Consider the following 24,952-nt stretch of genomic DNA (forward strand, 5'->3'; position numbering starts at 1 on the left):
ATTCAAGGCGAGGGCTAGCCAAGCCAAGCCAAGCCAAGCCAAGCCAAGCCAAGCCAAGCCAAGCCAAGCCAATTGCGAAGCGCGAAGCGCCCGCCAAGCGCCAGGAACTGCCAGCCGGCCGCACCACGAACACCGACCAGGCGCCGACTGAACGCCGACCTAAGCGCCGACCTAAACGCCCACGCCGAACAGCGCCATCGTCCCGAGAATCACGAACATCACCGCCGCGATGCCGTGCACGAGTTTGGTCGGCAGCCGATGCGCGAAACGGTCGCCGAGCAGGATCGCGGGCACGTTGGCGATCATCATGCCGAGCGTGGTGCCCGCCACCACGCCGAAGAAGTCGTGAAAACGCGCGGCGAGGGCCACCGTGGCGATCTGCGTCTTGTCGCCCATTTCCGCGAGAAAGAACGTCACCACGGTCGCGCCGAACACGCCGAAGTGCGTGCGGCTGGTATTGGCCTCGTCGTCGTCGAGCTTGTCCGGAACGAGAATCCACAGCCCCATGCCGATGAACGATACGGCCAGTGCCCAGCGCATGATGGTCGGCGTGAGCAGAGAGCCGAGCCAGGCGCCGAGTGCGCCCGCGCAGGCATGATTGACGAGCGTGGCGACGAGCACGCCGAGAATGATCGGCAGCGGCTTGCGATAGCGTGCCGCGAGGACGAGCGAGAGCAATTGCGTCTTGTCGCCGATCTCGGCGAGCGCGACTGCTCCGGTCGAAATGAGAAAAGCGTGATCCACGTTATGTTGATTCCCCGGGCCGAGAGATGAACGAGCGACGACCCACGACACGCCGGGCCCTGTTGCGGCGGTGTGTGGATCATCGGTCTCGCCAGGCCAGAGGCTGCGGCTGCCATGGCCGTGCAGGCCAAGTCTGTTGACAGGCGCCCCCGCGAACCACACGTGCGACGCACCCGATGACAGCGGTGCGCACGTGCCGCGAGGCGGCTACTCCCCAATGAGGGACGGAGTATAACAGGCATGGCACCAGCCGATAATCGACTCCGTCAGCCGCGGACGCCATTGCATCTCCCAAATCGCGGGCTTGAGATAGGCCAGGCGTCGTCGACCGGTTATAAGGTCGGCAGTTGCCCACACGGAAACCTTCCAATCTGAAACATTGTTTAAGAAAGTTAGTTGAAAGTAATGATGTAATTCCGCGAAATGCTTCTGCGCTCGTGTCGACCGCAACCCGTGTCGCGAGCGGCTTTTGCACCTGGCCGCGCAGCCGGAAATCGCGCCGCAGGCGCGCGCAACGGGTTTTTGGCGGGGCGTCGCTCGATAGATACGGATACAGATGGATACGTCTTTTGTGGCTGATTTATCCCAGAATATTCAGTATGATTCGGCGACCTTAGGGCGCCTGAGGCCATCCTCCAGACAAATCGGCGAGGGTGCCTAAATAAACGGGGCCATGTGCCGTTAAATCGCTGAACCCTATATAAGATCAGACGATTGGATCGACCCCGGCTGGAGATTGCCGGTCCGCGCGGCGCGTACACGCTGTGACGGTGCCGTATTCCGTCAGGCGCTTCAGCCTCTCCTCGCTTCTACGCGCGAACACCGATATGCCCGATCTGCACTGGACCGTTCCGGTCGCTCGCTGGTCTAGCTGGCCTGCTGCCGCATCTGCCGCACCCGATATCGGCTTCATCGAGCCGATCGTGCGGCGCCGTCTGAGCACTCTGTCCAGAGTGGCGCTGAAGGTGGCGCACGACTGTGTCGCCCAGAACGCTGCGCGGGTCGTTTTCGCGTCGCGCCACGGCGAACTGCGTCGCACCACGGATATCCTGCGCGCCATCAGCGCGGGCGAGCCGGTGTCGCCTACCGCTTTCAGCCTGTCGGTGCTCAATGCCATGACCGGCGTGTTCGGCATTGCGCGTGGCGACCGGTCGGCGGCGAGCGCGATTTCGGCCGGCGCGGAAACGCTCGGTTACGCCCTGCTGGAGGCGCACGCACAGTACGCCACCCAGCCGGATTCGCCAATGTTGCTGGTCTATGCGGACGAACCTGCCGACCCGGCTTACGGCACGATCGAAGACGAAGTGCCGGGCGGCGCGATCGCGATCCTGCTCGATAGCGAAACGGTGACGGGCGAATTGGCGTGTGTCGTTTCCCGCGCTGATCTGCGGGAATCCCCGCCGGTGAGTCAAACCACCGCGGCCGAAGGCCGAGTGGGCGAGCGGGAATCCGCGCCGGCGAGCGAACCTGCGGCAAGCGAGGGCAACTCGCCGACCGTTTTCGCGACCCAGAGCCAGGCCGTGCAGCACTGTCTGGAAACCGGCCTGCCCGCCGCGTGGCAAGGCGCCGGCGCCACGTGGCATTGGAGTTGGCATGATCGCGCGGCTTGATTATTGCTGGCGATTCTGCGCGACCGGCTTGGCCTTCGTGGTGTTCGGCGTATGCGGCGTGCTGTTCTCGGTGGTGGTGTTTCCGCTTGCGTGGGTGTGGCCGCACCGTGCATCGCGTCAGTTCGCGGTGACGGGCGTGATTCACTGGTTTTTCCGTGCGCTGGTCGCGGTGTTGCAGCGCATCGGGGTGATGGAACTCGAAGTGTCGGGCGTGCAGGCGTTGCGCGCGGAAAGGCCGGCGATCGTGGTCGCCAACCACCCGACTTATCTCGACGTGATGGTGCTCCTGTCGCTCACGCCGCATGCCTGCTGCGTGGTGAAAAACGCGCATTGGAGCAACCCGTGTTTCTGGGGCATCGTGCGTTCGGCGGAGTACGTCAGCAATGCCGATCCCGCGGAGCTCGTCGAGGCCGGCGCGAAGCAACTGGCCGCTGGCTATACGATGATCATTTTTCCGGAAGGCACGCGTAGCCCCGGGCCGAACCGGTTGCATGCCTTTTCGCGCGGTTTCGCGCATATGGCGCTGAAAGTCGGCGCTCCCATCGTCCCGGTGCTGATGGATTGCGACCCGCCCGCATTCACCAAGCAGATGCGCTGGTACGACGTGCCGGCACGCGCGTTCAGAATGCGCGTGAACGTGCTCGAGCCGCTCGGCGTCGATCAGCTCGCGGCCCATGACACTCCACCGGCTCTTGCGGCGCGCAGCGTGACGAGCGCCGTCGAAGCACACATTACTCAGCACCTGTTCGATTATGGATTCTTTAAAACTGGAAATTAAACAGCTTCTGATCGAAGCGCTCGATCTGGAAGACCTGAGCCCGGCCGATATCGACGACGATGCACCGTTGTTCGATACCGACGGCATCGGTCTCGATTCGATCGACGCGCTCGAAATCGGCATCGTGCTGCGCAAACAATACCAACTGACCATCGCAGCGAACGACGAACGCACGCGCGAACACTTCCGCTCGATCAGCACGCTGGCCGCGCTGGTGGCGAGCCAACGCGAAGCGACGCACGCTGTGAACGAAACAACCAGAAAGGGGGAGTAAATCGTGTCCGAGGCAGAGATTCTGGAGCGCATCCGCGCTATCTTCAAAGAGAACTTCGCGATCGAGCCCGAGCGTGTCACGCCCGAAGCGCATCTGTTCGAGGACCTCGATCTCGACAGCATCGACGCTGTCGACCTCGCGATCAAACTGCAGGAAATGACCGGACGCCGCATCAAGCCGGAAGAGTTCAAGTCGGTGCGCACCGTCGGCGACGTGATCGGCGCGGTCGAGTCCCTGCTGGCGGCACAAGGCTGATGTCCGTCGCGCGCTCGCGAACGCAAGCGGCGGCGCGGCGGGCCGACGATGCCTCGCCCGGCGCCGGGCGCCACTTCGGCAAAACCGTCGTGCAGGTGCTGTTGAAGCTCGCGTACCCCGCGCTGATCCTGTGCGCGTGGCGCTGGGACACGCCGCGCTACGTCGGCTGCATGCTGTTTGCGATTCTCTGGCTGCAGCGCTGGGCCGGTAGCGGCCCGGTCGCGACTTCGCTGCGGCGGCTCTCCACGATCGACTGGAGCGTGGTCGGTCTGCTGAGCTGCGCGTCGGCGGCGATCGTGCTGACCAATAGCGAATTGCTGTTGCGTCTGTATCCGTCGCTCGTCAATCTGGGCCTGTTGATCGCGTTTGGCGCGACGCTCGTGCGCGGGCCGTCCATGATCGAAAAATTCGCGCGCCTCGGCAATCCGGATCTGCCGCCGGGCGCGGTGCGCCATACGCGGCGCGTGACGCAGGTGTGGTGTGCGTTCTTCGTGCTGAACGGCGTGTTTTCCGCTTATACCGCGTTGTATTGGAGCCGTGCCAACTGGTCGCTGTATAACGGCGCGATTGCGTATGGGTTGATCGGCGTGCTGCTGGTGGCCGAGGTGATCTGGCGTTACCTGGTCGTGCTGCCGCGTGCCGCGCGTTCGGAGGCGGCATGATCGCGTTGCATGATCTGTTGTCGGTGGTTCATGAGAGCGCCGCGTTGCAGGTGCCCGTCTGCCGCGATGGCTCCAAGGTGCTCGACCGCGCGGCGTTTCGCGCGCGCGTCGCCGTGTTGATCGCGCTCGTGCAAACGCAGGGCGCGCAACGCTACGCACTCTGTATCGACGATCCGTTCGATTTCGCCTGCGCGCTTTTCGCGCTGCTCGCGTGCGGCAAGGAGCCGGTGATTCCGGCCAACTCGACGCCAGGCTATCTCGCCGATCTCGCCGATGCGTACGACGTGGTGCTGACGGATGCGGATTTGCCGCTGTTCGAGCTTTCGGCCGGAGCCAACCTCGGTATCAACCCCGAAGCTGAAGTCGACGCCGATCTCGATACGTTGGCCCACGTCAACGCAGCCGCGGCGGAGCACGCCGGACTCGCCACCGACGCCGGCATTGGAAACGCCGAGGCAGCCTCAACGCACGCCGCAGCCGCCTCCGGCACCGGAAACACCCGGGCAGCCTCAGACCCCGCCGCCACCGCCACCGGCACTGCAAACGCCCAGGCAGCCTCGGCGCACACGTCTCCCGCCGCTCTCACGATCGACCCGCAAGCCCCGCTCACGCTCTACACCTCCGGCAGCAGCGGCCGCCCCAAGCCGATCCGCAAGACGCTCGCGCAATTCAACGCCGAAGTGCACACACTGGAACAGCAGTGGGGCACGTTGATCGGCGACGCGACGATGCTCGCGAGCGTGCCGCATCACCACATTTACGGTTTGCTGTTTCGCGTGTTGTGGCCGCTTGCCGCCGGCCGCGCGTTCGACCGTGCGATCAGCATCGAGCCGTTGCATCTGCAAACGCAGATCGAGCAATGCGGCGCGGCGGTGGTCGTCTCGACACCGGCGCAATTGTCTCGCTGGCCCGCCTTGCCTGGCTTCGCGGACTTGACGCCGGCGCCGCGCGCGGTCTTTTCATCGGGCGGCCCGCTGGCGTTTGAAGCCGCGCAGGAATATGCCGCGGCTTATGGCACCGCGCCGCTCGAAGTCTACGGCAGCACGGAAACCGGTGGCATAGCGTGGCGGCGCCAGGATCAGACAGATGCATGGCAACCGCTAGCCGGCATCGAAGTGCGCCGCGACGAAGACGGTGCGCTGAACGTCCGCTCACCGCATCTCGATCACGCCGGCTGGCATCGTACCGACGACAGGATCGCCTTCGACGCCGATGGCCGTTTCCGTCTGCAAGGCCGGCTCGACCGCGTGCTCAAGCTCGACGGCAAGCGCGTGTCGTTGCCGGAACTGGAAGCGCGCCTCGCGCTGCATCCGTATGTGGCGCAAGCGGCGATCGTGCCGCTCGCCGGCGCCTCGCGTGAGCGCGTCGGCGCCGTCGTAGCGCTGACGGAAGCGGGCGGTGCGGCGCTGCGCGACGAAGGCCGCGTGGCGCTCGCCAAGATCCTGCGCCGGCATCTCGCCGAATACTTCGACGTGGTGGTGCTGCCGCGCCACTGGCGTTTTCGGGTCACGCTGCCGTTCGACGCGCGCGGCAAACTGCCGGTGGCCGCCGTGGCGGCCGCGTTCGAACCGCGTAGCGAAGGCGTCGAGGTGCTGGCCGAAGCGCGCAGCGGCGACACACTGCATTACGAGTTGCGCGTGCCGCCCACGCTCGCGCATTTCGCCGGCCACTTTCCCGGCCTGCCGATTCTGCCCGGCGTCGTTCAGGTCGACTGGGCCGTGCGCCTCGCCGCCGACCACTTGCCGGCCGTGCGGGCGGTGGCATCGATCGATCGTCTGAAGTTCATGGCGCCGGTTTCTCCAGGCGCGGTGCTCGCGCTCACGCTCGCTCACGACGCGGCCCGCCGGCGCCTGCAGTTTGCATACCGCGCGAACGGTCGCGAATGCGCGTCTGGTGTGATCGTCTACGGGGCGCCGGCGTGATGACCTTCTCCCCATGCATCGTCATTCCGATCTACAACCATAAGGACGCGATCGGCGCGACCGTCGCTCGTCTCGCGGTTCACGGCCTGCCGTTTTTCGTCGTCGACGACGGCAGCGACGAGGCCACCCAGCAAGTGCTCACCGCGCTCGCGCAGCAATACGCGGGGCGGTTCACGCTATCGCGGCTGCCGGTCAACGGCGGCAAGGGCGCGGCGGTGATGGCGGGGCTGCGCGCCGCGCGCGAGGCCGGCTACACGCACGCACTGCAGATCGACGCCGACGGCCAGCACGACGCGACCGACGTGCCCCGTTTCATCGAAGCGGCGCGCGCCGAACCGGGCGCGGTGATTCTCGGCCGGCCGATCTATGACGAGAGCGTGCCGAAAGCGCGTCTCTACGGCCGTTATCTCACGCATGTGTGGGTGTGGATCGAAACGCTTTCGCTGGCCATCCGCGATTCGATGTGCGGCTTTCGGCTTTATCCGCTGACGCTGGCCTGCAATCTGATCGACAGCGTGCGACTGCCCACGCGCATGGACTTCGACATCGAGATCCTCGTGCGTCTGTACTGGCGACGCGCCGCGTTCCGTTCGATTCCGACGCGCGTCACCTACGCGAGCGACGGCGTCTCGCATTTCGACGTGCTGTGGGACAACGTGCGCATCAGCCGCAGCCATACGCGGCTCGTGTGCGGCATGCTGTGGCGTCTGCCGGTGCTGCTCGCGCACAAGGTGATGCCGCGTCGCGCGGCACTTGCGGATGGGCAGTGGAAAGAAAATGACCAGGACTGGTGGCGTATCGCCGAACGCGGCAGCCATCTGGGCATGTCGTTGCTCGCGCTCAGTTGCAAGCTCTTCGGCCGACGTTTCACCGCGCTCTGGCTGCACCCGATCGTCGCGTATTTTCTGCTGACGGGCCGCGCCGCGCGCGAGGCCTCCAGCAATTACTTCAGGCATCTCGGCAAGACTGCGCCGCAGGGCGACACGCCGCGTCCGGGCTGGCTGTCCGCGTACCGCCATATGCTGGCGTTCGCACAGTCGGGCTTCGACAAGCTCGCCGCGTGGTCGGGCCGCGTCAACAATGCAGACGTCAAGTTCGAAGATCCTTCGGCGTTCGAAGCATTGGTGAAGAGCGGCAAGGGCGCGCTCGTGATCGGCGCGCATCTCGGCAATCTGGAGATGACCCGCGCGCTCGCCGCGCAGGGCGCATATGCGAAGGTCACGGCGGTCGTCTATACGGAGCACGCGCGCCGCTTCAACAGCGTGCTGGCCTCGGCCAATAGCGAGTTCGCGAAACATCTGCTCGAAGTCAGCGACTTCGGACCCGAGACCGCGATGATGATGCAGGAGCGTGTCGACGCCGGCGAATTGCTGGTGATCGTCGGCGACCGCGTGCCCGCGCACGAAGCGGGCCGCACGACGGAGGCGCAATTTCTCGGCTCGACCGCGCCGTTCGCGCAAGGGCCCTATGTGCTCGCGCATGCGTTGGGTTGCCCGGTCTATCTGTTCTTCTGTCTGAAAGAGCACGACGGTTACCGCCTGTATTTCGAACCGTTCGCCGAGCGTATCGAGCTGCCGCGCCGCGAACGCGCGCAGCATCTCGCCGCGTGGGCGCAGCGCTATGCCGTGCGGCTCGAACATTATTGCCGCAAGGCACCTTATCAATGGTTCAACTTCTTCGATTTCTGGGCCAGCCCCAAGCGAGGCGCAAATGGCCGAACATGATCTGATCGATGTGCCGAATGCGGGCGCCAACGTGAACAAGGCGGCGGTCGTCATAGGCGGTCGCAAGCTGACGATCGAAGAGGTCGTCGCGATCGCGCAGCATCGCACGCCGGTTGCGTTGAGCGCCGATCCGGCGTGGCGCGCGCGCATCCAGCGCGGCGCGGATTTTCTGCGCCGGCATCTGGCCGCGGGCGCGACCGTGTACGGCGTGAACACCGGTTACGGCGACGCCTGCGTGGTCGACGTGCCGATGGAGCTGGTCGAAGCGTTGCCGCTGCAACTCACGCGTTATCACGGCTGCGGGATGGGCCAGTATCTCGACGACGCGCAAACGCTCGCGGTGATCGCCGCGCGGCTCAACTCGCTTGCTTATGGTTTTTCCGGCGTGCGTCCGGTGTTGCTCGAACGTCTGGCCGATCTGGTCAATCATCGTGTGTTGCCGCGCATTCCGTCGGAAGGCTCGGTCGGCGCGAGCGGCGATCTCACGCCGCTCTCGTATTTGGCCGCCGCGCTCGCGGGCGAACGCGACGTGATGTTCGAAGGGCAGTTGCGCAATGTGCGCGAGGTGTGGAGCGAACTCGGCCACACGCCGCTCACGCTCGCGCCAAAAGAAGGGCTCGCGCTGATGAACGGCACCGCCGTGATGACCGGTCTCGCCTGTCTCGCGTTTGCGCGCGCCGATCATCTCACGCGGCTGACCGCGCGGCTGACGGCGCTGTGCACGGTCGCACTCGACGGCCGTGCCGCGCATTTCGACGCGATGCTCTTCGAAGTGAAGCCGCACGCCGGCCAGGCCGAAGCGGCGGCATGGATCCGCGACGATCTGTCCGGGCGCGACGACACGCCGGGTCACCGTCTGCAGGACCGCTATTCGATTCGCTGCGCGCCGCATGTGATCGGCGTGGCGCGCGACGCGCTCTCGTGGGTGCGCCGCGATGTCGAGAACGAACTGAACAGCGCGAACGACAACCCGCTGATCGACCCGGACAATGAACGCGTGCTGCACGGCGGCAACTTCTACGGCGGCCATATCGCCTTCGCGATGGATTCGCTGAAGGTTGCGGTCGCCAATCTTGCCGATCTGATGGACCGGCAACTCGCGCTCCTCGTCGACGTCAATTTCAATAACGGCTTGCCGCGCAATCTGTCGGGCGCCACGTCCGCGCGCGCCCCGATCAATCACGGGTTCAAGGCGGTGCAGATTTCGTCGTCCGCATGGACCGCTGAAGCGTTGAAAAACACTATGCCCGCAAGCGTGTTCTCGCGCTCCACCGAGGCGCACAACCAGGACAAGGTCAGCATGGGCACGATTGCCGCGCGCGATTGTTTGCGCGTGCTGGAGTTGACCGAGCAGGTCGCCGCCGCGCATACGCTCGCAACGGTGCAAGCCGCCCGGTTGCGCTTGAAGATCGACAGCGGAACGCCGGTTCCTTCGCCGCTGCGAACGTTTATGGACAGCGTGAGCGCGCAGTCGCCATTCGTCGACGAAGACCGCGCACTGGAACACGAGCTGCGCGCGCTGACCGCGCGCATTGCAGCGTGCGATCTGCTGCAGGACTATCGCGGAGGATCGAACGCATGAGCGTTTCCCGCAAAGTGCTGAGTGCGAGCGCGACGGTGGAAGTGCCGTTCCACGACGTCGACGCGATGAACGTGTGCTGGCACGGGCATTATCTGAAGTACTTCGAAATCGGCCGGGCGGCGCTTCTGCGCGCGTTCGATTACGACTATCGCGAGATGCAGGCTTCGGGCTACCTGTGGCCGATCGTGGAAGCGCATCTGAAGTACGTACGGCCGGCCACTTACGGGCAGCAGATCGAAGTGCGCACGCAACTGCTCGAACACGAAAACCGCCTGAAAATAGGCTATGAAATCGTCGATTGCGTGTCTGGCACGCGATTGACCAAGGGCTACACGATCCAGGTCGCGGTCGACGCCGCCACGCAGGAGTTGCAGTTCGTCTCGCCGCCGGTCGTATTCGAGAAACTGGAGCGCGTATGGGGACGATGAAATTGCGCGCCGTGCTGGTGGGAGCATTGAGCGCATTGAGCGTGACGGGCGTCCTCAGCATGTTCGCTGTGACCGCATGGACGCAGCCCGCCTTGGCGGCATCGACGACCCAGGCCGCGCCTGCCGCGGGCAACCCCGCACTCGTCTCGCAGATCGCCGCGCACCTCGCGCAAGCCAAGGGCGTGCGCGCGCAATTCACGCAGACGCAAACGCTCGCCGCGATGAAGCAGCCGCTCGTGAGCACCGGCTCGCTGCTATTTTTCCGCGAGCGCGGCGTGATCTGGCAGATCGACAAGCCCTACAAAGCCACCTATGTCATCACCGATGCCGGCGTCGCCGAAGTCGACGCCAACGGCCAGCGCGTCACGACTCACGGCGCACAGGGCACGCGCGGCGTCGCGCAAGTTTCGAAGATGATGCGCGCCATGCTCGGCGGCGATCTGTCGGCGCTCTACTCGCAATTCGACGCAGAGGCTCAAGGCAGCGCCGCGCAGTGGCGCATGCAACTGACGCCGAACCAGCCGCAGATCGCCCAGTCGATCAAAGGTCTGGCGATGAGCGGCGGCGACTATCTGCAGAGCTTGCGCATCACGCTGGCGAACGGCGACATCACCCAGCTCGACTTCGCGAAGAGCGCGGCCGTGAGCGACCTCACCGCGGCTGAACGCGGCTTGCTCGGGGCGCCGTAATGGACATGCTGCAACAGCGGTCCACGAAACAGGCGTGGGGCATGCGCGCCGCGTGGCTGCTGCTCGCGCTCGTCGCGGCGCTGTATTGCGGTTGGCGGTTCGCCGGACCGTCGCCGCTGCAAACCAATCTGCTTGCGCTATTGCCCGCGACCGAGGCCGATCCCGTCGCGGAAAAGGCGGTCGATACGCTCGCGAGCGTGCTCGGCGACCGCACCGTTTTTCTCGTCACCAGCAAAAACGACGCGCACGCGAAAGCCGCGGCGAAACAACTGGGCGCGGCGTTGCAAAAGAGCGGCGCGTTCGGTTCGGTGACGGCGGAGTTGCCGCCGTTCGATCTGTCGCAGATATCGGCGCTGTATATGCCGTATCGATTCGGCTTGCTGGCGCCGACGGACCGCACGGCATTGGCGGGCGGCGCGCCGGGCGCCACGTTGCGCGACACGCTCGCCCAGCGCATCTATAGCCCGCTGCGCGGCGGACTGACCACACCGCTCGCCGACGATCCGTTCGGCTGGCTCGAACACTGGCTCGGTGGCCTGCCGCTCGCCACCTCGAATCTCGAACTCGAAGACAACATGCTGGTCGCGCGTCAGGGCGCCGCCACCAGCGTGCTGATCGTCGCGACGCTGCCGGGTTCCGCCTACGAAACGAAGACGCAGCACGCCGTGCTCGCTGCGCTGGTCCAAGGCGAAAGCGCGTTGAAGCCGTCGTTCCCCGACGTCTCGGTGGCGCGGACCGGCGCCGTGTTTTACGCGGAAGCGGCGCGCAGTGCATCGGAACATGAAGTGCATCTGATCGGCATTGCTTCGCTGTGCGGCGTCGCACTCCTGATGATGTGGGTGTTCCGCTCGCCACGTCTGCTGCTGCTCGGCTTCGTCTCGACCGCGCTCGGCATTGTCTGCGCGCTGGCGGTGACGATGCTGGTGTTCGGCAAACTGCATCTGTTGACGCTGGTGTTCGGCGCGAGCCTGATTGGTGAGGCCGTCGACTATTCGATCCAATACTTCGTGGTGTATCTCGGCGCGCAACGCGATTGGGACGCGCGGCGCGGCGCGCGCGCCGTGCGTCCCGCGTTGAGCGTGGCGCTCGCGACAAGCCTGCTCGGCTACGCGATCCTCGCCTGGGTGCCGTTTCCCGCGCTCAAGCAGATTGCCTGTTTCGCGATGGCGGGCATCACGACGGCCTTCGCGTCCGTGCTGTGGTTGCTGCCCGCGCTGCTCACGCGCGCGCCCAGACGCAGCCCCAAGCGCGTGTTCGCGGGCGCGGCGCGTGTGCTGACGGTGTGGCATCGCACGATCGGCGGCAAGCGGGCGTGGTTCGTGGCGGCGCTGCTGCTGTTGCTGGCGATTCCCGGCTGGCTGCGTCTAACCAGCGACGACGATATCCATCTGCTGATCCAGCGCGACCCGGCGCTCGTCGCGCAGGAAGACAAGGTGCGCGCGGCGGTCGGCGTGGATAACAGCGCGCAGTTTTTCGTGGTGCGCGGCGAGACGCCGGAGCTCGTGCTCCAGCGCGCCGAAGCGTTGGGCACGAAACTGGATGCGCTGAACGGCACGGCGAACAAGGTCGGCAGCTATCAGTCGGTCGCGCAATTCGTGCCGTCCGCGAAACGGCAGAATGAAGACCGCGCGTTGCTCGCGCAACACGTGTTCGACGAGCGCGCCGCATTGCGCGCCACACTCCTGCAAGCAGGCTTCAAGGACGAAGTCGCCGACGCGTGGCTCGCTGCGTATGCGAAACCGCAAGCCCCGCTGACGGTCGATACGTGGCTCGCGGCACCGTGGTCACAACCGTATAAACACCTTTGGCTCGGCGAAGTCGACTCGTCGACGAAAGTCTATGCCGCGGTCGTCATTCCGCAAGGCGTGACGCCGCAGAACGAACCCGCGCTGATCGCGACGGCGCAGAGCTTGCCCGGCGTCGTGTTCGTCGACAAGGCCGCCAGCGTGTCGAAACTGTTCGGCGCGTATCGCGTGGATAGCGGTTGGTGGCTCGGCGGCGCGCTGGCTCTCGTGCTCGTTCTGTTGATGCTGCGCTACCGCGTGCGCGGCGGCGTCGCCGTGACTTTGCCGGTGCTGCTTGCCGTGGGCGTCACGCTCGCCGTATTCGGCTATGCGCGCGTACCGCTCAATCTGTTCAACTGGCTCGCGCTGATGCTCGTGCTCGGCGTGGGTGCAAACTATGCGGTGTTCCTGCGCGAAGGCTGCCAGCGCGCGGACGCCGATCTCGGCGCGGTGTGGACGGGGGTGTTGTTGTCTGCGGCCACCACGCTGTTGTCGTTCGGCATGCTCGGCATGAGCGCGATGCCCGCGCTGAAGAGTTTCGGCGCGACGCTCGCGCTCGGCATCGCGGTATCGGTGCTGCTCGCGCCGATCGGCATGCCATCGGAATCAAGGAGGGCCGCATGAAGGCGCCATCAGTTTATTTGCACGCGCTCGGCATGATCAACGCGCTCGGCGGCGACCTCGACAGCATCGTTCCGGCGCTCGCCGCCGGTCATTCGCCGGGTATGGCGAATGCGCATACGGGAATCGGCGAGGCGTTCGTCGGTAGCGTGTTCACGCCGCTGGAGATGGCGCCGCGCGCCGAACTCGCCCGCTACGACTGCCGCAATAACCGCCTGCTGCTCGCCGCGCTGGCGCAGATCGCACCGGCCATCGACGCGGCCCGCGAGCGCTACGGCGCGCACCGCGTCGGCGTGGTGCTCGGCACCAGCACGTCGGGCATCGAAGCGGCCGAAGCCGCGTTCGTCTATCAGGCGCAGGCAGGCGATCTGCCGGCCAACTTCAACTACCGGCAAATGGAGATCGGCACCGCTGCGCCATTCGCCGCCGCCGCGCTCGGCCTGCGAGGTCCGGCGTTCACCATTTCGACCGCGTGCACGTCGAGCGCGAAGGCGTTTGCGTCGGCGCGCCGGCTGTTGCAATTGCACCTGTGCGACGCCGTCGTGGTGGGCGGAGTCGATTCGCTGTGCGAGTTGACGGTGCAGGGTTTCGCCTCGCTTGAATCGACCAGCGCCACGCGCACCAATCCGATGAGCCGCAATCGTTGCGGGATCAATGTCGGCGAAGGCGCGGCGGTGTTCCTCATGAGCCGCGACGAAGCGGCAGTGCGGCTCGCGGGCGTGGGCGAATCGAGCGACGCGCATCACATTTCCTCCCCGGACCCGCAGGGCGTGGGCGGCGAAATCGCGCTGCGCGCGGCGCTTGCCGAGGCGGGCGTCGAGGCGTCGGCGATCGGCTATGTGAATCTTCATGCCACTGCCACGCGCAAGAACGACGAGATGGAAGCCAACCTGATGTCGCGTGTTTTCCCAGGCGGCGTGGCGACGAGCGGCACCAAGCCGTTGACCGGCCACCAGCTCGGCGCGGCGGGCGCCACCGAACTCGGCTTCGCGTGGCTGACGCTGGCGCGTGAGAACGTGGCGTTGCCGCGGCATCTGTGGGATGGCGAAGCCGATCCGTTATTACCGGTGCTGGACCTGGTCGAGAGCGAACGTTTCCTGCCGCGAAGCGGCGCGCAATACGTGATGAGCAATTCATTTGCTTTCGGCGGCAGCAACGTCAGCCTCGTTCTTGCCCGATGAGTTGCCCGATGACTCACGCGATGAATCCGCCGCCCACCGTTGACGAACTGCTCCAGCAGCCGATCGAAGCGATCATCCCGCATCGCGGCACCATGTTGCTGATCGACGCCGTGGACACGTTCAGCGTAGAAACGCTGAGCGCGCGCGCCACGGTCCGCGCCGACGCGTGGTATGCCGATGCCGACGGCGCGATGCCCGCGTGGATCGGCATCGAACTGATGGCGCAGGCCATCGCCGCGCACGTCGCATTGCTGGCCATGCGCGGCGGCGGCCGAGCGCGTCCCGGTGTACTGCTCGGCTCGCGCAGCTACAAGGCATTGCAACCGTCGTTCGCGGCCGGCGCGCACCTGTCGATCCACGTCACGGAACTGCTGCGCAGCGAAGAAGGCCACGGCGCATACGAATGCACGATCCGCCACGGCGACTTGGATTGCGCCGAAGCGGTCATCAAGGTTTTTCAACCGCCCGATTTTCAGTCATTCATTGAAGGGAGTTTCAGTTCATGAGCCGGCGTGTTCTCGTTACCGGCGCAAGCCGCGGTATTGGCCGCGCGATTGCGTACAAGTTGGCCGCCGACGGCTTCGCGGTCTCCGTGCATTGCCGCACGGGACGCACCGAAGCCGACGCGGTTGCGACGGGCATCGCCGCGCAGGGCGGCACGGCGCGCGTGCTGCAATTCGATGTGCGCGAGCGCGCCGTATGCCGCGAAGTGCTTGAAGCGGACGTCGCGGCACAGGGTCCTTACTACGGCATCGTGTGCAGCGCGGGCGTGACCCGCGATGCCGCGTTCCCCGCGCTCACGGAAGAAGACTGGGACATCGTGATCGAAACCGGTCTCGATTCGTTCTACAACGTCGTCCATCCGTTGACCATGCCGATGGTGCGGGCCCGCAAGGGCGGCCGCGTCGTCACGATCGCTTCGGTGTCCGGCGTAATGGGCAATCGCGGCCAGGTCAACTACAGCGCGGCGAAAGCCGGCCTGATCGGCGCGACGAAGGCGCTCGCCGTCGAACTGGCGTCGCGCAGCATCACCGTCAATTGCGTCGCGCCGGGTCTGATCGAAACCGGCATGCTCGACGACATGCCCCTCGAGCAGGCGTTGAAGACGGTGCCGATGAACCGCGTCGGCCAGCCTGCCGAGGTGGCGTCCGTGGTCAGCTTCCTGATGTCGGATGCGGCCTCGTATGTCACGCGCCAGGTGATCGGCGTCAACGGCGGGATGATCTGATGAAGCGCGTCGTCATTACCGGCATGGGCGGCGTCACGGCGTTGGGCGATAGCTGGGACGCCATCGAAACGCGTTTGAGGAGCGGCGTGAACGCCGTGCGGCGCATGCCCGAGTGGGATTACTTCGAGTCGCTGCATACGCGCCTCGCGTGCCCGCTGCCGGACTTTACGACGCCCGCGCACTATCCGCGCAAGAAGACCCGCTCGATGGGCCCGGTCTCGATGTACTCGGTGCGCGCGAGCGAACTGGCGCTCGCCGACGCCGGCCTCGCCGACAATGCGCTCATCAGTGACGGCCGCATGGGTGTCGCCTATGGTTCGTCGTCGGGCTCGGTGCAGCCGATCCGCGCGTTCGGCACGATGCTCGAAACCGGCTCGATGGGCGACGTCACGTCGAACAGCTACGTGCAGATGATGCCGCATACCACCGCGGTCAATGTCAGCCTGTTCTGGGATCTGAAGGGGCGAATCATTCCGACCTCGTGCGCGTGCGCGTCGGGCAGCCAGGCCATCGGCTACGCGTATGAAGCGATCCAGACCGGCAAGCAGACGCTGATGCTGGCGGGCGGCGCGGAGGAACTGTCGGGCCCGGCGGTCGCCGTGTTCGACACGCTATACGCCACCAGCACGCGCAACGACGAGCCGCATCTCACGCCGCGTCCGTTCGACGCCGCGCGCGACGGCCTCGTGGTCGGCGAAGGCGCGGCCACGCTGGTGCTCGAAGAATACGAGCATGCGGTGGCGCGTGGGGCGCGCATTCACGCGGAGATTGTCGGCTTCGGCTGCAACTCGGACGGCGCGCATATGACGCAGCCCACCGCGGAAACCATGGCGCTCGCGATGCAACTCGCGCTCAAGGACGCCCAACTGCCGCCGGAAGCGATCGCGTACGTGAATGCGCACGGCACCTCGACGGATCGCGGCGATATTGCCGAAAGCCATGCGACCGCGCAGACCTTCGGCGCGCGCATGCCGATCAGTTCGCTCAAGAGTTATGTCGGCCACACGCTCGGCGCGTGCGGCGCGCTCGAAGCGTGGTGGACCATCGAGATGATGAAGCGCAACTGGTATGCGCCGACCTTGAATCTGACGAACGTCGATCCGGCTTGCGCACCGCTGGATTACATCGTCGGCACGGGTCGGGAGATCGATGCCGAGCATGTGATGAGCAACAATTTCGCGTTTGGCGGCATCAACACGTCGCTGATTTTCAGGCGCGTTCGATGAGCGTGGCGCTGCAACGCGTGGTCGTGACCGGCATGGGGATCGTGTCGTGTCTCGGCAATACGCTCGACGAGGTGTCCGCTGCGCTGCGCGCGGGTCGCTCGCGTATCGAACGGATCGATGCATGGCGTGAACGTGGTTTTGCCTCGCAGGTGGCGGGCGTGGCGTCGGTTGCGCGCGAACCGCTGTTCGAGCGCAAGCTCGAACGCTTCATGGGCGAGACCGCGCGGTTCGCCTGCCATGCCGCGCGCAAAGCGATCAGCGACGCCGGGCTCGATGCCGCGGCATTGCGCTCGCCGCGCGCCGGCACGGTGATTGGTTCGGGCGTCGGCACGATGTCCAGTTACGACGCGGCCGTGGCGATCGCGCAAGCTCGCGGCGTCGACAAGGTGCCGCCGTACACGGTGCCGCATGTTATGAGCAGCACCGCGTCGGCCAATGTCGCGCAGGTGTTCGGGCTCCAAGGCGTCAGCTATTCGCCGTCGTCGGCGTGCACAACGTCGGCGCTCGCGATCGGCCAGGCGATGCAACTGATTCAGACCGGCCGCCAGCAGATCGTGCTGGCCGGCGGCAGCGAGTCGCTGCACGACAACACGACGTTGATGTTCGACGCAATGGGCGCGCTGTCGCGCCGCTTCAACGACACGCCCCAGCGCGCGTCACGTCCCTATGACACGGAGCGCGACGGTTTCGTGATCGCCTCGGGCGGCGGCGTGCTGGTGCTCGAAGCACTCGATCACGCACTAGCACGCGGCGCGCGCATCTACGCGGAACTCACCGGATTCGGCGACTGCACGGATAGCGCCGGCATGGTCGCGCCGCGCGCGGCGGGGATCGCCCGTGCGATGCGCGGCGCGCTGACCGAAGCGGGCAAGCGGCCCGACTACGTCAACACGCACGCACCGTCTACACCGCTTGGCGACCTCGAGGAACTGCGCGCGCTGAACGAGGTGTTCGGCGCGGCGTTCGAGCGTGGCGTGCCGGCGTTTTCGTCGACGAAGGGTATGACCGGGCATCCGCTCGGCGCGAGCGGCGCGCACGAGGCGATCTACACGCTGCTGATGATGCGCGATGGCTTTATCGCGGGCACGGCGGGAGTCGACACGCCGGAGCCGGCAGTCGTCGACATGCCGCTCGTGCGTGCGACGCGCGAAGCGCGCATCGGCACGGCGATGTCGGTTTCATTCGGGTTCGGCGGCAGTTGCGCGAGCTTGATGTTCGAAGCATGGCAGGGCGGCTGAGACGGCCGCGACTTTAAAAAAACGAGGGCAAGAAAAATGAAAAGAACAGCTGTATTGGGTGCGCTGGCAGTGGTGATGTTGACGCAGGCGGGATGCGCCACGCAAGTGAAGTCGCTGCCGCTCGCGGCGGCCGGCGGTGAATCGCGCGGCAACGTGCCGGTGTATTTCGGCCAGCAGCCTCACCCGGCGGTCAGGACGCAATTGGGCGACGTGTCGTACTCGGTGCGGATCGCGCGCAAGGTCGCCGGTCCCGACGACGCCTGCCATGAAGCGCTCGCCGAAGCCGTGCGGAAGCTGCGCGCGGCGGCAAACGAACGCCACGCCAATGCCGTGATCGACGTGTCGACACGCTTCCATAGCAGCGAGAGCAATTCGTCGACCGACTTCACCTGCGGGGTCAGTCCCAGCGCGGCTGCGATTGCGGTGAAGGGGCAACTCGTCGTGCTGGAAGCGAACTGAGCCGAATCCGGATAGAACGCAATAGAACTCACCAGAGCAACAACAACGACCAGGGAGTCTGAATGAAACGCCATGTGCTGTTTGCCGCATTGTTCGCATCGTTTGCCACGCTGAGCGCCGCGCCGGCTTTTGCTCGCGACACGGTCAACTACTATCCGCTCGATCAGGCCTTGCAAAGCGAACCCGGCAAAGTGAGCGACGACATCGCGCTGTATTTCGCGGGTCAGCACCATCCGGCCGTCTCGAAGACGATGGGCGAGTTCGCCACCAACAAGAAGACCAACGCGTTCGGCAAGAGCGACTTGCAAGCGTGCCAGCACGTTTTCCTCTCGGCGGTGATCGAATTGCAGGAACGCGCGCGCAAGGAAGGCGGCAACGCGGTGATCAACATCAAGAGCAATTACAAGAACGAATTGCGTGAGAGCGCGACCGAGTACACCTGTGGCGCGGGCGCGGTGATCGCCGGCGTGGCGTTGACGGGTGAGGTGGTGACGTTGCGCAAGTAAGCGCGGATCCGTGCGCATCAGCATGAACTCACGCGAGAGGTAGCGAGAAAAAGCGGGAAGGCGGCGCAGTTGCCGCCGCTCCGCGCTGTTTTAAAGCACCGGGCTCGTGCCTTGCTGCATGACTGCCGGGTGCGTTGTAAGGCTTAGCCGGCTTTGATCGCCGCGACATTGACCAGCGTTTCACGACGCTTGCCGGGTTGCGGACGATACAGGCCGAGCCGTTCGAGTAGACCGAAGTCTTTCGCGCGGCTCCACCAGAGATAGGGCAGCGAGACGTTACGCTCGCTAAAGTTGAAGCCGCCGCGGCGGATCATGTCGAGGTAACCGTCGGCGCTTTTTTGCACCTGCATGGGATGACGGAACAGTAGCCGGATCACCCACGATTTGATGTACGCATCCGTGGATTCGGCGAACAGCAGAATGCCGCCGGGTTTGAGCACACGGCGGAACTCGGCGAGCGCGCGCTCCTGCTCGACGAGATGATGGAAAGTCTGATGGCAGAACACGATATCGGCGCTCGCGTCGGGCAACGGCAGCTTCGCGCAGTCGCCATGCAGCAGTTCGATATTGGCCAGTTTGTCGCGGCAGGCGCGGGCCGCGTGCGCGGCGAGCGTCAGCGAAGGCTCGTGGAAGTCGATGCCCACGATGCGGCGCGGCGCGAACGCGTCGGCGAGCAGACGGAAGGACAGACCCTGGCCGCAACCGGCGTCGACGATTACCGGTGCCTCGGGCGAGGGCGTGTCGATGAGACGTTTGAGGTCGTTGATCGCGACCCGCAGTACATGGTGTTCCCAGGTGTAGGTACGCAGGAACCAGTTCCCGAACGCCGTTTCCGGCACGTAAGGGACACGGGATGATTCAGATGGCGACACGCTGGGCTCCCCGGCGAAATAGTGTTTTTGTTTTTTGTTGTCAGAGTGTAATTGCAACGAGATGTAAGGATGCAGCGAATCGCTGCTCCGGGCAAGCCAAACGATTGAGGCAAATTTGAGTACACATTCGTCAAAGCGTACGACGGTCGATGTCGTGATCATCGGTGCCGGACCGGCAGGCGCGGTCGCGGCGGCGTTGCTGCGCAAGGCCGGGCGCTCCGTGCTGGTGCTGGAGCGCCAGCATTTTCCGCGCTTCTCCATTGGCGAGAGCCTGCTGCCGCAAAGCATGGCTTACCTCGAAGAGGCCGGCATGCTGCAGGCCGTGGTCGAAGCCGGCTTCCAGTACAAGAACGGCGCGCATTTCGTGTATCGCGATCAGTCGTCGGCGTTCGACTTCCGCGACAAGCACTCGCCGGGCTGGGGCACCACCTATCAGGTCGAACGCGCGGTGTTCGATGACATTCTGATTCGCTGCGCGGCAGAGCAGGGCGCCGACGTGCGCTTTGGGCATACGGTGCGCGCGGTTCACACCGGCGCCACGCCGTTGGTCGATGTGGTCGATGAAGCGGATCACGCGTATCAGGTCGAAGCGCGTTTCGTGTTCGACGCGAGCGGCTTCGGCCGCGTGTTGCCGCGTTTGCTGAACCTCGAAGCGCCGACTCGGATGCCGACGCGCGCCGCGATTTTCACTCATGTGCAGGACGGCATTCCGGCCGGCGTGACCGACCGCAACAAGATCTGCGTGGCGACGCATCCGGAGCGTCGCGACGTGTGGTTCTGGATGATTCCCTTAGCGGGTGGGCGCTCGTCGGTAGGTTGTGTCGCCGAGACGAGTTTTCTCGACGTGCCGGATGCTGAACGCAACGCGAAGCTGCGCGAACTGATCCAGCAGGAGCCGACGCTAAACCGTCTGATCGGCAACGCGCCGTTTTTGATGCCGGTGCGTCACATCGGCGGCTATGCGGCGAACGTGGAGCGTCTGCACGGGCCGGGTTACGCGTTGCTCGGCAACGCGGGCGAGTTTCTCGATCCGGTGTTTTCGTCCGGCGTGACGATCGCGCTGCGCTCGGCGCATCTTGCTGTGCAGACCTTGAACCGGCAACTGGACGGCGAACAGATCGACTGGTCGGCTGCTTATGACGTGCCGTTGCGCAAGGGCATCGATACGTTCCGCGCTTTCGTCGAGCGCTGGTACACGGGCGCGCTGCAGGACATCATTTTCTATCCGGAGCAGACGCCGTCGATTCGCCGCATGATCAGCGCGGTGCTGGCGGGTTACGCGTGGGACGAATCGAATCCGTATGTCGCCGATCCGGTGCGGCGGCTGAACGCGCTGCATGAGGTGTGCATGCAGCGTTGATTTGGCTGCGCGATCCGGCGCGGGCTTCAAGGCAAGCACGAATGAAAGCGGCGCTTCGTTATCGAAGCGCCGTTTCTTTATTCAACCGCGTGAATCACGTAGGTCAAAGCCGCGATTTTCGCCGCACCGGATGCATGCTGCCGAACATCGTCGCGGCGATGCACGCGCTTGCCGGCCGCATACGTTTCGTAGATCGCGCGATCGTCGCCGAGCAGCGCGAACGCGAACAGCAGTTCCTCCAGCGATTCGGTGCGCGCGGTGCGGCGCGCGAGCAACGGCGTCGCGCGCGGATCGAGCACGACGAAGTCCGCTTCCGACTTCGGCTTCAACGTGCCGACCTTGTCCGCCAGGTCGAGCGCTTCGGCCGCACCCGCGGTGGCCAGATAGAACATGCGCGTGGCCGTCAGATGATGGCCGGTCAGACGCGCCACCTTGTGCGCTTCGTTCATGGTCTGCAGCATCGAGAACGAGGTGCCGCCGCCGACGTCCGTCGCGAGTGCGATCGGCATGCCGGCTTTATCGGCCTTGTCGAAGTCGAACAGGCCGCTGCCGAGAAACAGGTTCGAAGTCGGGCAATGCGAGGCGACCGTGCCGGTTTGCGCCATCCGCTTGCGGTCTTCTTCGTCGAGGTGGATGCAATGGCCGTACACAGCACGGCGGCGCAGCAGTCCGTAGTGATCGTAGATGTCCAGATAGCTGCGGTGGCCCGGGAACAGATCGGCGACCCATTTCACCTCGTCGTGATTTTCCGCGACATGGCTCTGAATGAAAATGTCCGGATGCTTGCCAGCGAGCACGCCGCACGCTTCCAGTTGCGCCTCGGTCGAGGTCGGCGCGAAACGCGGCGTGAGCGCATACATCTGGCGGCCGCGATTGTGCCAGCGGCCGATCAGCTCGGCGCTGTCGTCGTAGCCCGACTGCGCGGTGTCGCGCAGGAACTCGGGGCAGTTGCGGTCCATCAGCACCTTGCCCGCCACCATGCGCAGATTGCGTGCTTCGCTCTCGGTGAAGAGCGCGTCGGCCGATTCCTTATGGACCGTGCAATACACGAGCGCGGTGGTCGTGCCGCACGCCAGCAGTTCTTCGACGAAAAAGCTCGCCGTGTCGCGCGCATAGGCCGGGTCGGTAAAGCGGCGCTCGGTCGGGAACGTGTACGTCTCCAGCCACGGCAGCAAACCCGGCGCGGGCGAGGCGATCATGTCCGTCTGCGGATAGTGAATGTGCGTGTCGATAAAGCCCGGCACGATCAGCTTGTCGCGCATCTCCACTACCGGGGTGCCGGGCGCGAGTTGCGGCGCGAGCGCAGCATAGGCGCCCGCCGCGACGACATGGCCGTCTTCGACGATCAGCAGGCCGTCCTCGTTGAAGACCGCCGCGTTGGGCGATTGCGCGGGATCGCCGTTGAAGGTCAGCAGTTGCGCGCGGAATGCCGATTGGCCCGCTTTAGCCGATTGAGTCATGGAAAAACCGTCTCCGAATGTGAAAAGCTGAACAGCGCGGACGACGGTTCGATCGAGAGTTCTTGCACGAACCCTTGCCGCCGCCGGCTGCGATACACCGGCCCGTCAGTGCGGGCCGCTTGGGTGCCAGTGCGCGTCGAGCTTCGCGATCAGTTCGCTGCGTTGCTCGGGCGTGACGAACGACGCTTCGAAGCTGTTGCGGATGATCGTGTAGACCTCGGCATCGTTGAGCTTCAACGCGTCGATGGTGGCGAGATAGTTGGCGTTCACGTAGCCGCCGAAGTAAGCGGGATCGTCGGAATTCACCGTCACGGCCACGCCGCGATCGAGCAGATCCTTCAGCGTGTGCCTGGTCAGGTCGTCGAACACGCAGAGCTTCAGGTTCGACAGCGGACACACGGTCAACGCGACGCGTGAATCGGCCAGGCGCGCGACGAGCGCCGGATCCTCGATGCTGCGCACGCCGTGATCGACGCGGTCCACTTTCAGCAGATCGAGCGCTTCGTAGATATACGAAGGCGGGCCTTCTTCGCCGGCATGCGCGACGAGTTTCAGGCCGAGCGCGCGCGCCTTGGCGAACACGCGTTCGAACTTCGAAGGCGGATGGCCGCGTTCCGACGAATCGAGACCCACGCCGATCAGACGATGCTTGTACTGTTCGAACAAAGGCCGCGCTTCTTCGAAAGTGGCGAGCGCGTCTTCCTCGGACAGATGGCGCAGGAAACACAGAATCAGCTTGCTCGTCATGCCGCGCTTTTCCGCGTCGGTTAGCGCGCGTTCGATACCGGCCACGACGGTTGCGATCGGCACGCCGCGCTCGGTGTGCGTCTGCGGATCGAAGAAGATTTCGCTGTGAATCACGTTATCCGCGAGACAGCGTTCGACGTACGCCGTCGTCATGTCGTAGAAGTCCTGCTCGTGCAGCAGCACGCTCGCACCCGCATAGTAGATGTCGAGGAACGATTGCAGATCGGTGAACGCATACGCGGCGCGCAGGGCGTCGATCGAGTCGTAGGCGAGCTTCACGCCGTTGCGCTCGGCGAGCGCGAAAATCAGTTCGGGTTCGAGCGAGCCTTCAATGTGGATATGCAGCTCGGCCTTCGGTGCCAGCGCGGTTTTCTCGGCCAGCGGCGTGGAAGTAACGGTCGTTGTAGTCATGGTCGGTCAGGAGTTCGTTGGAATGGTTTCGCGCCGGATGCACTAGCTCGATGGCGATGCGGCCGTGTTTCGCGCCGCCGGGCATCACACCGTCTGCGCGGCGTGATGCGTGCCCGCGTTCGCCTCGACGGCTTGCAACACCTGCGCCGCCGCCGAGATCGCGATGATCTCCGGCGACTTGTCGACGATGCCGTCCACGCCGAGCGGGCACTTCATCCGCGCGATCAGCGACGGATCGAGACCGCGCGCGGCCAGCCGGTGTTCGAACTGCTTGCGCTTGCTGTGCGAGCCGATCATGCCGAAGAACGCGAAGTCGCCACGCCGCAAAATGCGTTCGGCCAACTCGAGATCGAGCGCATGGTTGTGCGTCATCACGATGAAGTACGTGTTCGGCGCGGCCTGGTCGATCGCTTCGTCGGGCGCGTCGTTCGGGTCGATCTTCACGTTCGGCGCGTGCAGCGATTCAGCGGGCGGAAATTGCGCGTCGCGCTCGTCCACCCAGCGGACCGCGCAAGGCAGCGTGGCCAGCACGCGGACCAGCGCGGCTCCCACATGCCCGGCGCCGAACAGCACGACCGCGAAGTCGCCTGGCGCGATGGTTTCGGTGAGCAGCGCGCCGCTGTCGTCGAAACCGGCGCCGTCCCACAGCAGGCAGTCAGCGGCGTCGACGCCCGGCTCGGGGTCGGACAGCATCACCGCATCCGGTGCGGGGCCGAATGATACGCTACGCACCGTCGAAAGGCCCGCGGCCACACGTTTCGCGAGCGACGTGATCCAGCCGAGGTCGCCGACATCGAGCCGCTCGAAAGCGACGATCACCGCGCCCCCGCAGCATTGGCCGAGGCTTGGGCCGAGCGCGAAGCGTTCCAGCCGGCGCATGTGCGGCGAGCGCATGCCGTCGCGCAGCACCTGGCGCGCGGTCTCGATGGCTTTCCATTCGAGATGCCCGCCGCCGATCGTGTGTTTCGCCGAATCGCGCGTGACGATCATCTTGGTGCCGGCTTCGCGGGGCGCCGAACCTTCGACGCGCGCGACCGTCACCAGCACGGCGGCGTCGCCGTGCGCGAGCAGTTGTTGCAGGTCAGGTAGCCAGGCTTGCATCCGGCGTTCTCCATACAGGGCCGCGCGGGGTGTCCGTGCGGCCGGTTGACTGTGGGCCAACGCGTTCGTGTCGCGTCAGACCTTGGGGTT

General features: G+C 65.2%; 24 protein-coding genes and 1 riboswitch. Of the genes, 19 read left to right on the top strand and 5 right to left on the bottom strand.

What is annotated here, in order from left to right; genetic code table 11:
• Nucleotides 1-171 precede the first annotated feature (171 nt).
• On the bottom strand, nucleotides 172-744 hold the full coding sequence (locus tag P0D71_RS28350) for a TMEM165/GDT1 family protein (RefSeq protein ID WP_091799897.1): 573 nt from the start codon (nucleotides 742-744) through the stop codon (nucleotides 172-174).
• Nucleotides 745-755: 11 nt separating this feature from the next.
• Nucleotides 756-972: riboswitch (yybP-ykoY riboswitch) on the bottom strand.
• 599 nt (nucleotides 973-1,571) lie between these two features.
• Here P0D71_RS28350 and P0D71_RS28355 point away from each other — a divergent pair.
• The 18 genes from P0D71_RS28355 to P0D71_RS28440 all read left to right on the top strand — a co-directional run bounded on the left by P0D71_RS28355 (nucleotide 1,572) and on the right by P0D71_RS28440 (nucleotide 18,911).
• Nucleotides 1,572-2,354: a beta-ketoacyl synthase chain length factor gene (locus P0D71_RS28355; RefSeq protein WP_408483172.1), complete on the top strand. Its 783-nt coding sequence runs from the start codon at nucleotides 1,572-1,574 to the stop codon at nucleotides 2,352-2,354.
• A complete protein-coding gene (locus P0D71_RS28360) occupies nucleotides 2,338-3,132 on the top strand; it encodes a lysophospholipid acyltransferase family protein (RefSeq protein WP_408483173.1) in 795 nt (264 codons plus the stop codon). Before P0D71_RS28355 ends, P0D71_RS28360 begins: the two co-directional genes overlap by 17 nt.
• Entirely contained in the window at nucleotides 3,107-3,406 is a 300-nt protein-coding gene (locus tag P0D71_RS28365; RefSeq protein WP_091799903.1) for a phosphopantetheine-binding protein, read from the top strand. Before P0D71_RS28360 ends, P0D71_RS28365 begins: the two co-directional genes overlap by 26 nt.
• Nucleotides 3,407-3,409: 3 nt before the next feature.
• The gene (locus tag P0D71_RS28370) at nucleotides 3,410-3,661 is read left to right on the top strand and encodes an acyl carrier protein (RefSeq protein WP_007180827.1); all 252 of its coding nucleotides are present in this window, start codon (nucleotides 3,410-3,412) and stop codon (nucleotides 3,659-3,661) included.
• Complete coding sequence (locus P0D71_RS28375) at nucleotides 3,661-4,323, top strand: COG4648 family protein (protein ID WP_408354661.1); 663 nt, start codon at nucleotides 3,661-3,663, stop codon at nucleotides 4,321-4,323. Before P0D71_RS28370 ends, P0D71_RS28375 begins: the two co-directional genes overlap by 1 nt.
• Nucleotides 4,320-6,245: an ApeI family dehydratase gene (locus P0D71_RS28380; RefSeq protein ID WP_408483174.1), complete on the top strand. Its 1,926-nt coding sequence runs from the start codon at nucleotides 4,320-4,322 to the stop codon at nucleotides 6,243-6,245. The genes P0D71_RS28375 and P0D71_RS28380 overlap by 4 nt, the downstream gene beginning before the upstream one ends.
• Entirely contained in the window at nucleotides 6,245-7,969 is a 1,725-nt protein-coding gene (locus P0D71_RS28385; RefSeq protein ID WP_408483175.1) for a glycosyltransferase family 2 protein, read from the top strand. The genes P0D71_RS28380 and P0D71_RS28385 overlap by 1 nt, the downstream gene beginning before the upstream one ends.
• Nucleotides 7,956-9,551: an HAL/PAL/TAL family ammonia-lyase gene (locus tag P0D71_RS28390; protein WP_408185357.1), complete on the top strand. Its 1,596-nt coding sequence runs from the start codon at nucleotides 7,956-7,958 to the stop codon at nucleotides 9,549-9,551. The genes P0D71_RS28385 and P0D71_RS28390 overlap by 14 nt, the downstream gene beginning before the upstream one ends.
• A complete protein-coding gene (locus P0D71_RS28395) occupies nucleotides 9,548-9,979 on the top strand; it encodes an acyl-CoA thioesterase (protein WP_091799917.1) in 432 nt (143 codons plus the stop codon). Before P0D71_RS28390 ends, P0D71_RS28395 begins: the two co-directional genes overlap by 4 nt.
• A complete protein-coding gene (locus P0D71_RS28400) occupies nucleotides 9,967-10,668 on the top strand; it encodes a LolA family protein (protein ID WP_408483176.1) in 702 nt (233 codons plus the stop codon). Before P0D71_RS28395 ends, P0D71_RS28400 begins: the two co-directional genes overlap by 13 nt.
• Nucleotides 10,668-13,076: an MMPL family transporter gene (locus P0D71_RS28405; protein WP_408483177.1), complete on the top strand. Its 2,409-nt coding sequence runs from the start codon at nucleotides 10,668-10,670 to the stop codon at nucleotides 13,074-13,076. The genes P0D71_RS28400 and P0D71_RS28405 overlap by 1 nt, the downstream gene beginning before the upstream one ends.
• Nucleotides 13,073-14,254, top strand: a complete 1,182-nt coding sequence (locus tag P0D71_RS28410; protein ID WP_408483178.1) for a beta-ketoacyl-[acyl-carrier-protein] synthase family protein — start codon at nucleotides 13,073-13,075, stop codon at nucleotides 14,252-14,254. The genes P0D71_RS28405 and P0D71_RS28410 overlap by 4 nt, the downstream gene beginning before the upstream one ends.
• 20 nt (nucleotides 14,255-14,274) lie before the next feature.
• Nucleotides 14,275-14,760, top strand: a complete 486-nt coding sequence (locus P0D71_RS28415; protein ID WP_459252303.1) for a hotdog family protein — start codon at nucleotides 14,275-14,277, stop codon at nucleotides 14,758-14,760.
• Nucleotides 14,757-15,482 (top strand): 3-ketoacyl-ACP reductase FabG2, encoded by a 726-nt coding sequence (locus P0D71_RS28420; RefSeq protein ID WP_408483180.1) that lies wholly within the window; start codon nucleotides 14,757-14,759, stop codon nucleotides 15,480-15,482. The genes P0D71_RS28415 and P0D71_RS28420 overlap by 4 nt, the downstream gene beginning before the upstream one ends.
• A complete protein-coding gene (locus P0D71_RS28425) occupies nucleotides 15,482-16,708 on the top strand; it encodes a beta-ketoacyl-ACP synthase (protein ID WP_408483181.1) in 1,227 nt (408 codons plus the stop codon). The genes P0D71_RS28420 and P0D71_RS28425 overlap by 1 nt, the downstream gene beginning before the upstream one ends.
• On the top strand, nucleotides 16,705-17,946 hold the full coding sequence (locus P0D71_RS28430; protein ID WP_408483182.1) for a beta-ketoacyl-[acyl-carrier-protein] synthase family protein: 1,242 nt from the start codon (nucleotides 16,705-16,707) through the stop codon (nucleotides 17,944-17,946). Before P0D71_RS28425 ends, P0D71_RS28430 begins: the two co-directional genes overlap by 4 nt.
• Nucleotides 17,947-17,982: 36 nt before the next feature.
• A complete protein-coding gene (locus tag P0D71_RS28435; protein WP_091799937.1) occupies nucleotides 17,983-18,405 on the top strand; it encodes a signal peptidase in 423 nt (140 codons plus the stop codon).
• 62 nt (nucleotides 18,406-18,467) lie between these two features.
• Entirely contained in the window at nucleotides 18,468-18,911 is a 444-nt protein-coding gene (locus P0D71_RS28440) for an excinuclease ABC subunit A (protein WP_408185348.1), read from the top strand.
• Nucleotides 18,912-19,054: 143 nt separating this feature from the next.
• Here P0D71_RS28440 and P0D71_RS28445 read toward each other — a convergent pair whose 3' ends face one another.
• Entirely contained in the window at nucleotides 19,055-19,783 is a 729-nt protein-coding gene (locus P0D71_RS28445; RefSeq protein WP_408185347.1) for a class I SAM-dependent methyltransferase, read from the bottom strand.
• A gap of 115 nt (nucleotides 19,784-19,898) precedes the next feature.
• Here P0D71_RS28445 and P0D71_RS28450 point away from each other — a divergent pair, with 115 nt between their 5' ends.
• Nucleotides 19,899-21,143 carry an NAD(P)/FAD-dependent oxidoreductase gene (locus P0D71_RS28450; RefSeq protein WP_408483183.1) on the top strand — a complete coding sequence of 415 codons (1,245 nt, stop codon included), beginning with the start codon at nucleotides 19,899-19,901 and terminating at the stop codon, nucleotides 21,141-21,143.
• A gap of 77 nt (nucleotides 21,144-21,220) precedes the next feature.
• Here the strand turns inward: P0D71_RS28450 and guaD are convergent, their stop codons facing one another.
• The 3 genes from guaD to xdhC all read right to left on the bottom strand — a co-directional run bounded on the left by guaD (nucleotide 21,221) and on the right by xdhC (nucleotide 24,862).
• Nucleotides 21,221-22,603, bottom strand: a complete 1,383-nt coding sequence (gene guaD, locus P0D71_RS28455) for a guanine deaminase (protein ID WP_408483184.1) — start codon at nucleotides 22,601-22,603, stop codon at nucleotides 21,221-21,223.
• A gap of 105 nt (nucleotides 22,604-22,708) precedes the next feature.
• Nucleotides 22,709-23,761: an adenosine deaminase gene (locus tag P0D71_RS28460; protein WP_408483185.1), complete on the bottom strand. Its 1,053-nt coding sequence runs from the start codon at nucleotides 23,759-23,761 to the stop codon at nucleotides 22,709-22,711.
• A gap of 84 nt (nucleotides 23,762-23,845) precedes the next feature.
• Nucleotides 23,846-24,862 carry a xanthine dehydrogenase accessory protein XdhC gene (gene xdhC / locus P0D71_RS28465; protein ID WP_091799954.1) on the bottom strand — a complete coding sequence of 339 codons (1,017 nt, stop codon included), beginning with the start codon at nucleotides 24,860-24,862 and terminating at the stop codon, nucleotides 23,846-23,848.
• Between the last annotated feature and the right edge of the window lie 90 nt (nucleotides 24,863-24,952).

Source organism: Paraburkholderia sp. RL17-383-BIF-A (genome assembly GCF_046028015.1).
In the GTDB taxonomy this organism is placed as follows: Bacteria; Pseudomonadota; Gammaproteobacteria; order Burkholderiales; family Burkholderiaceae; genus Paraburkholderia.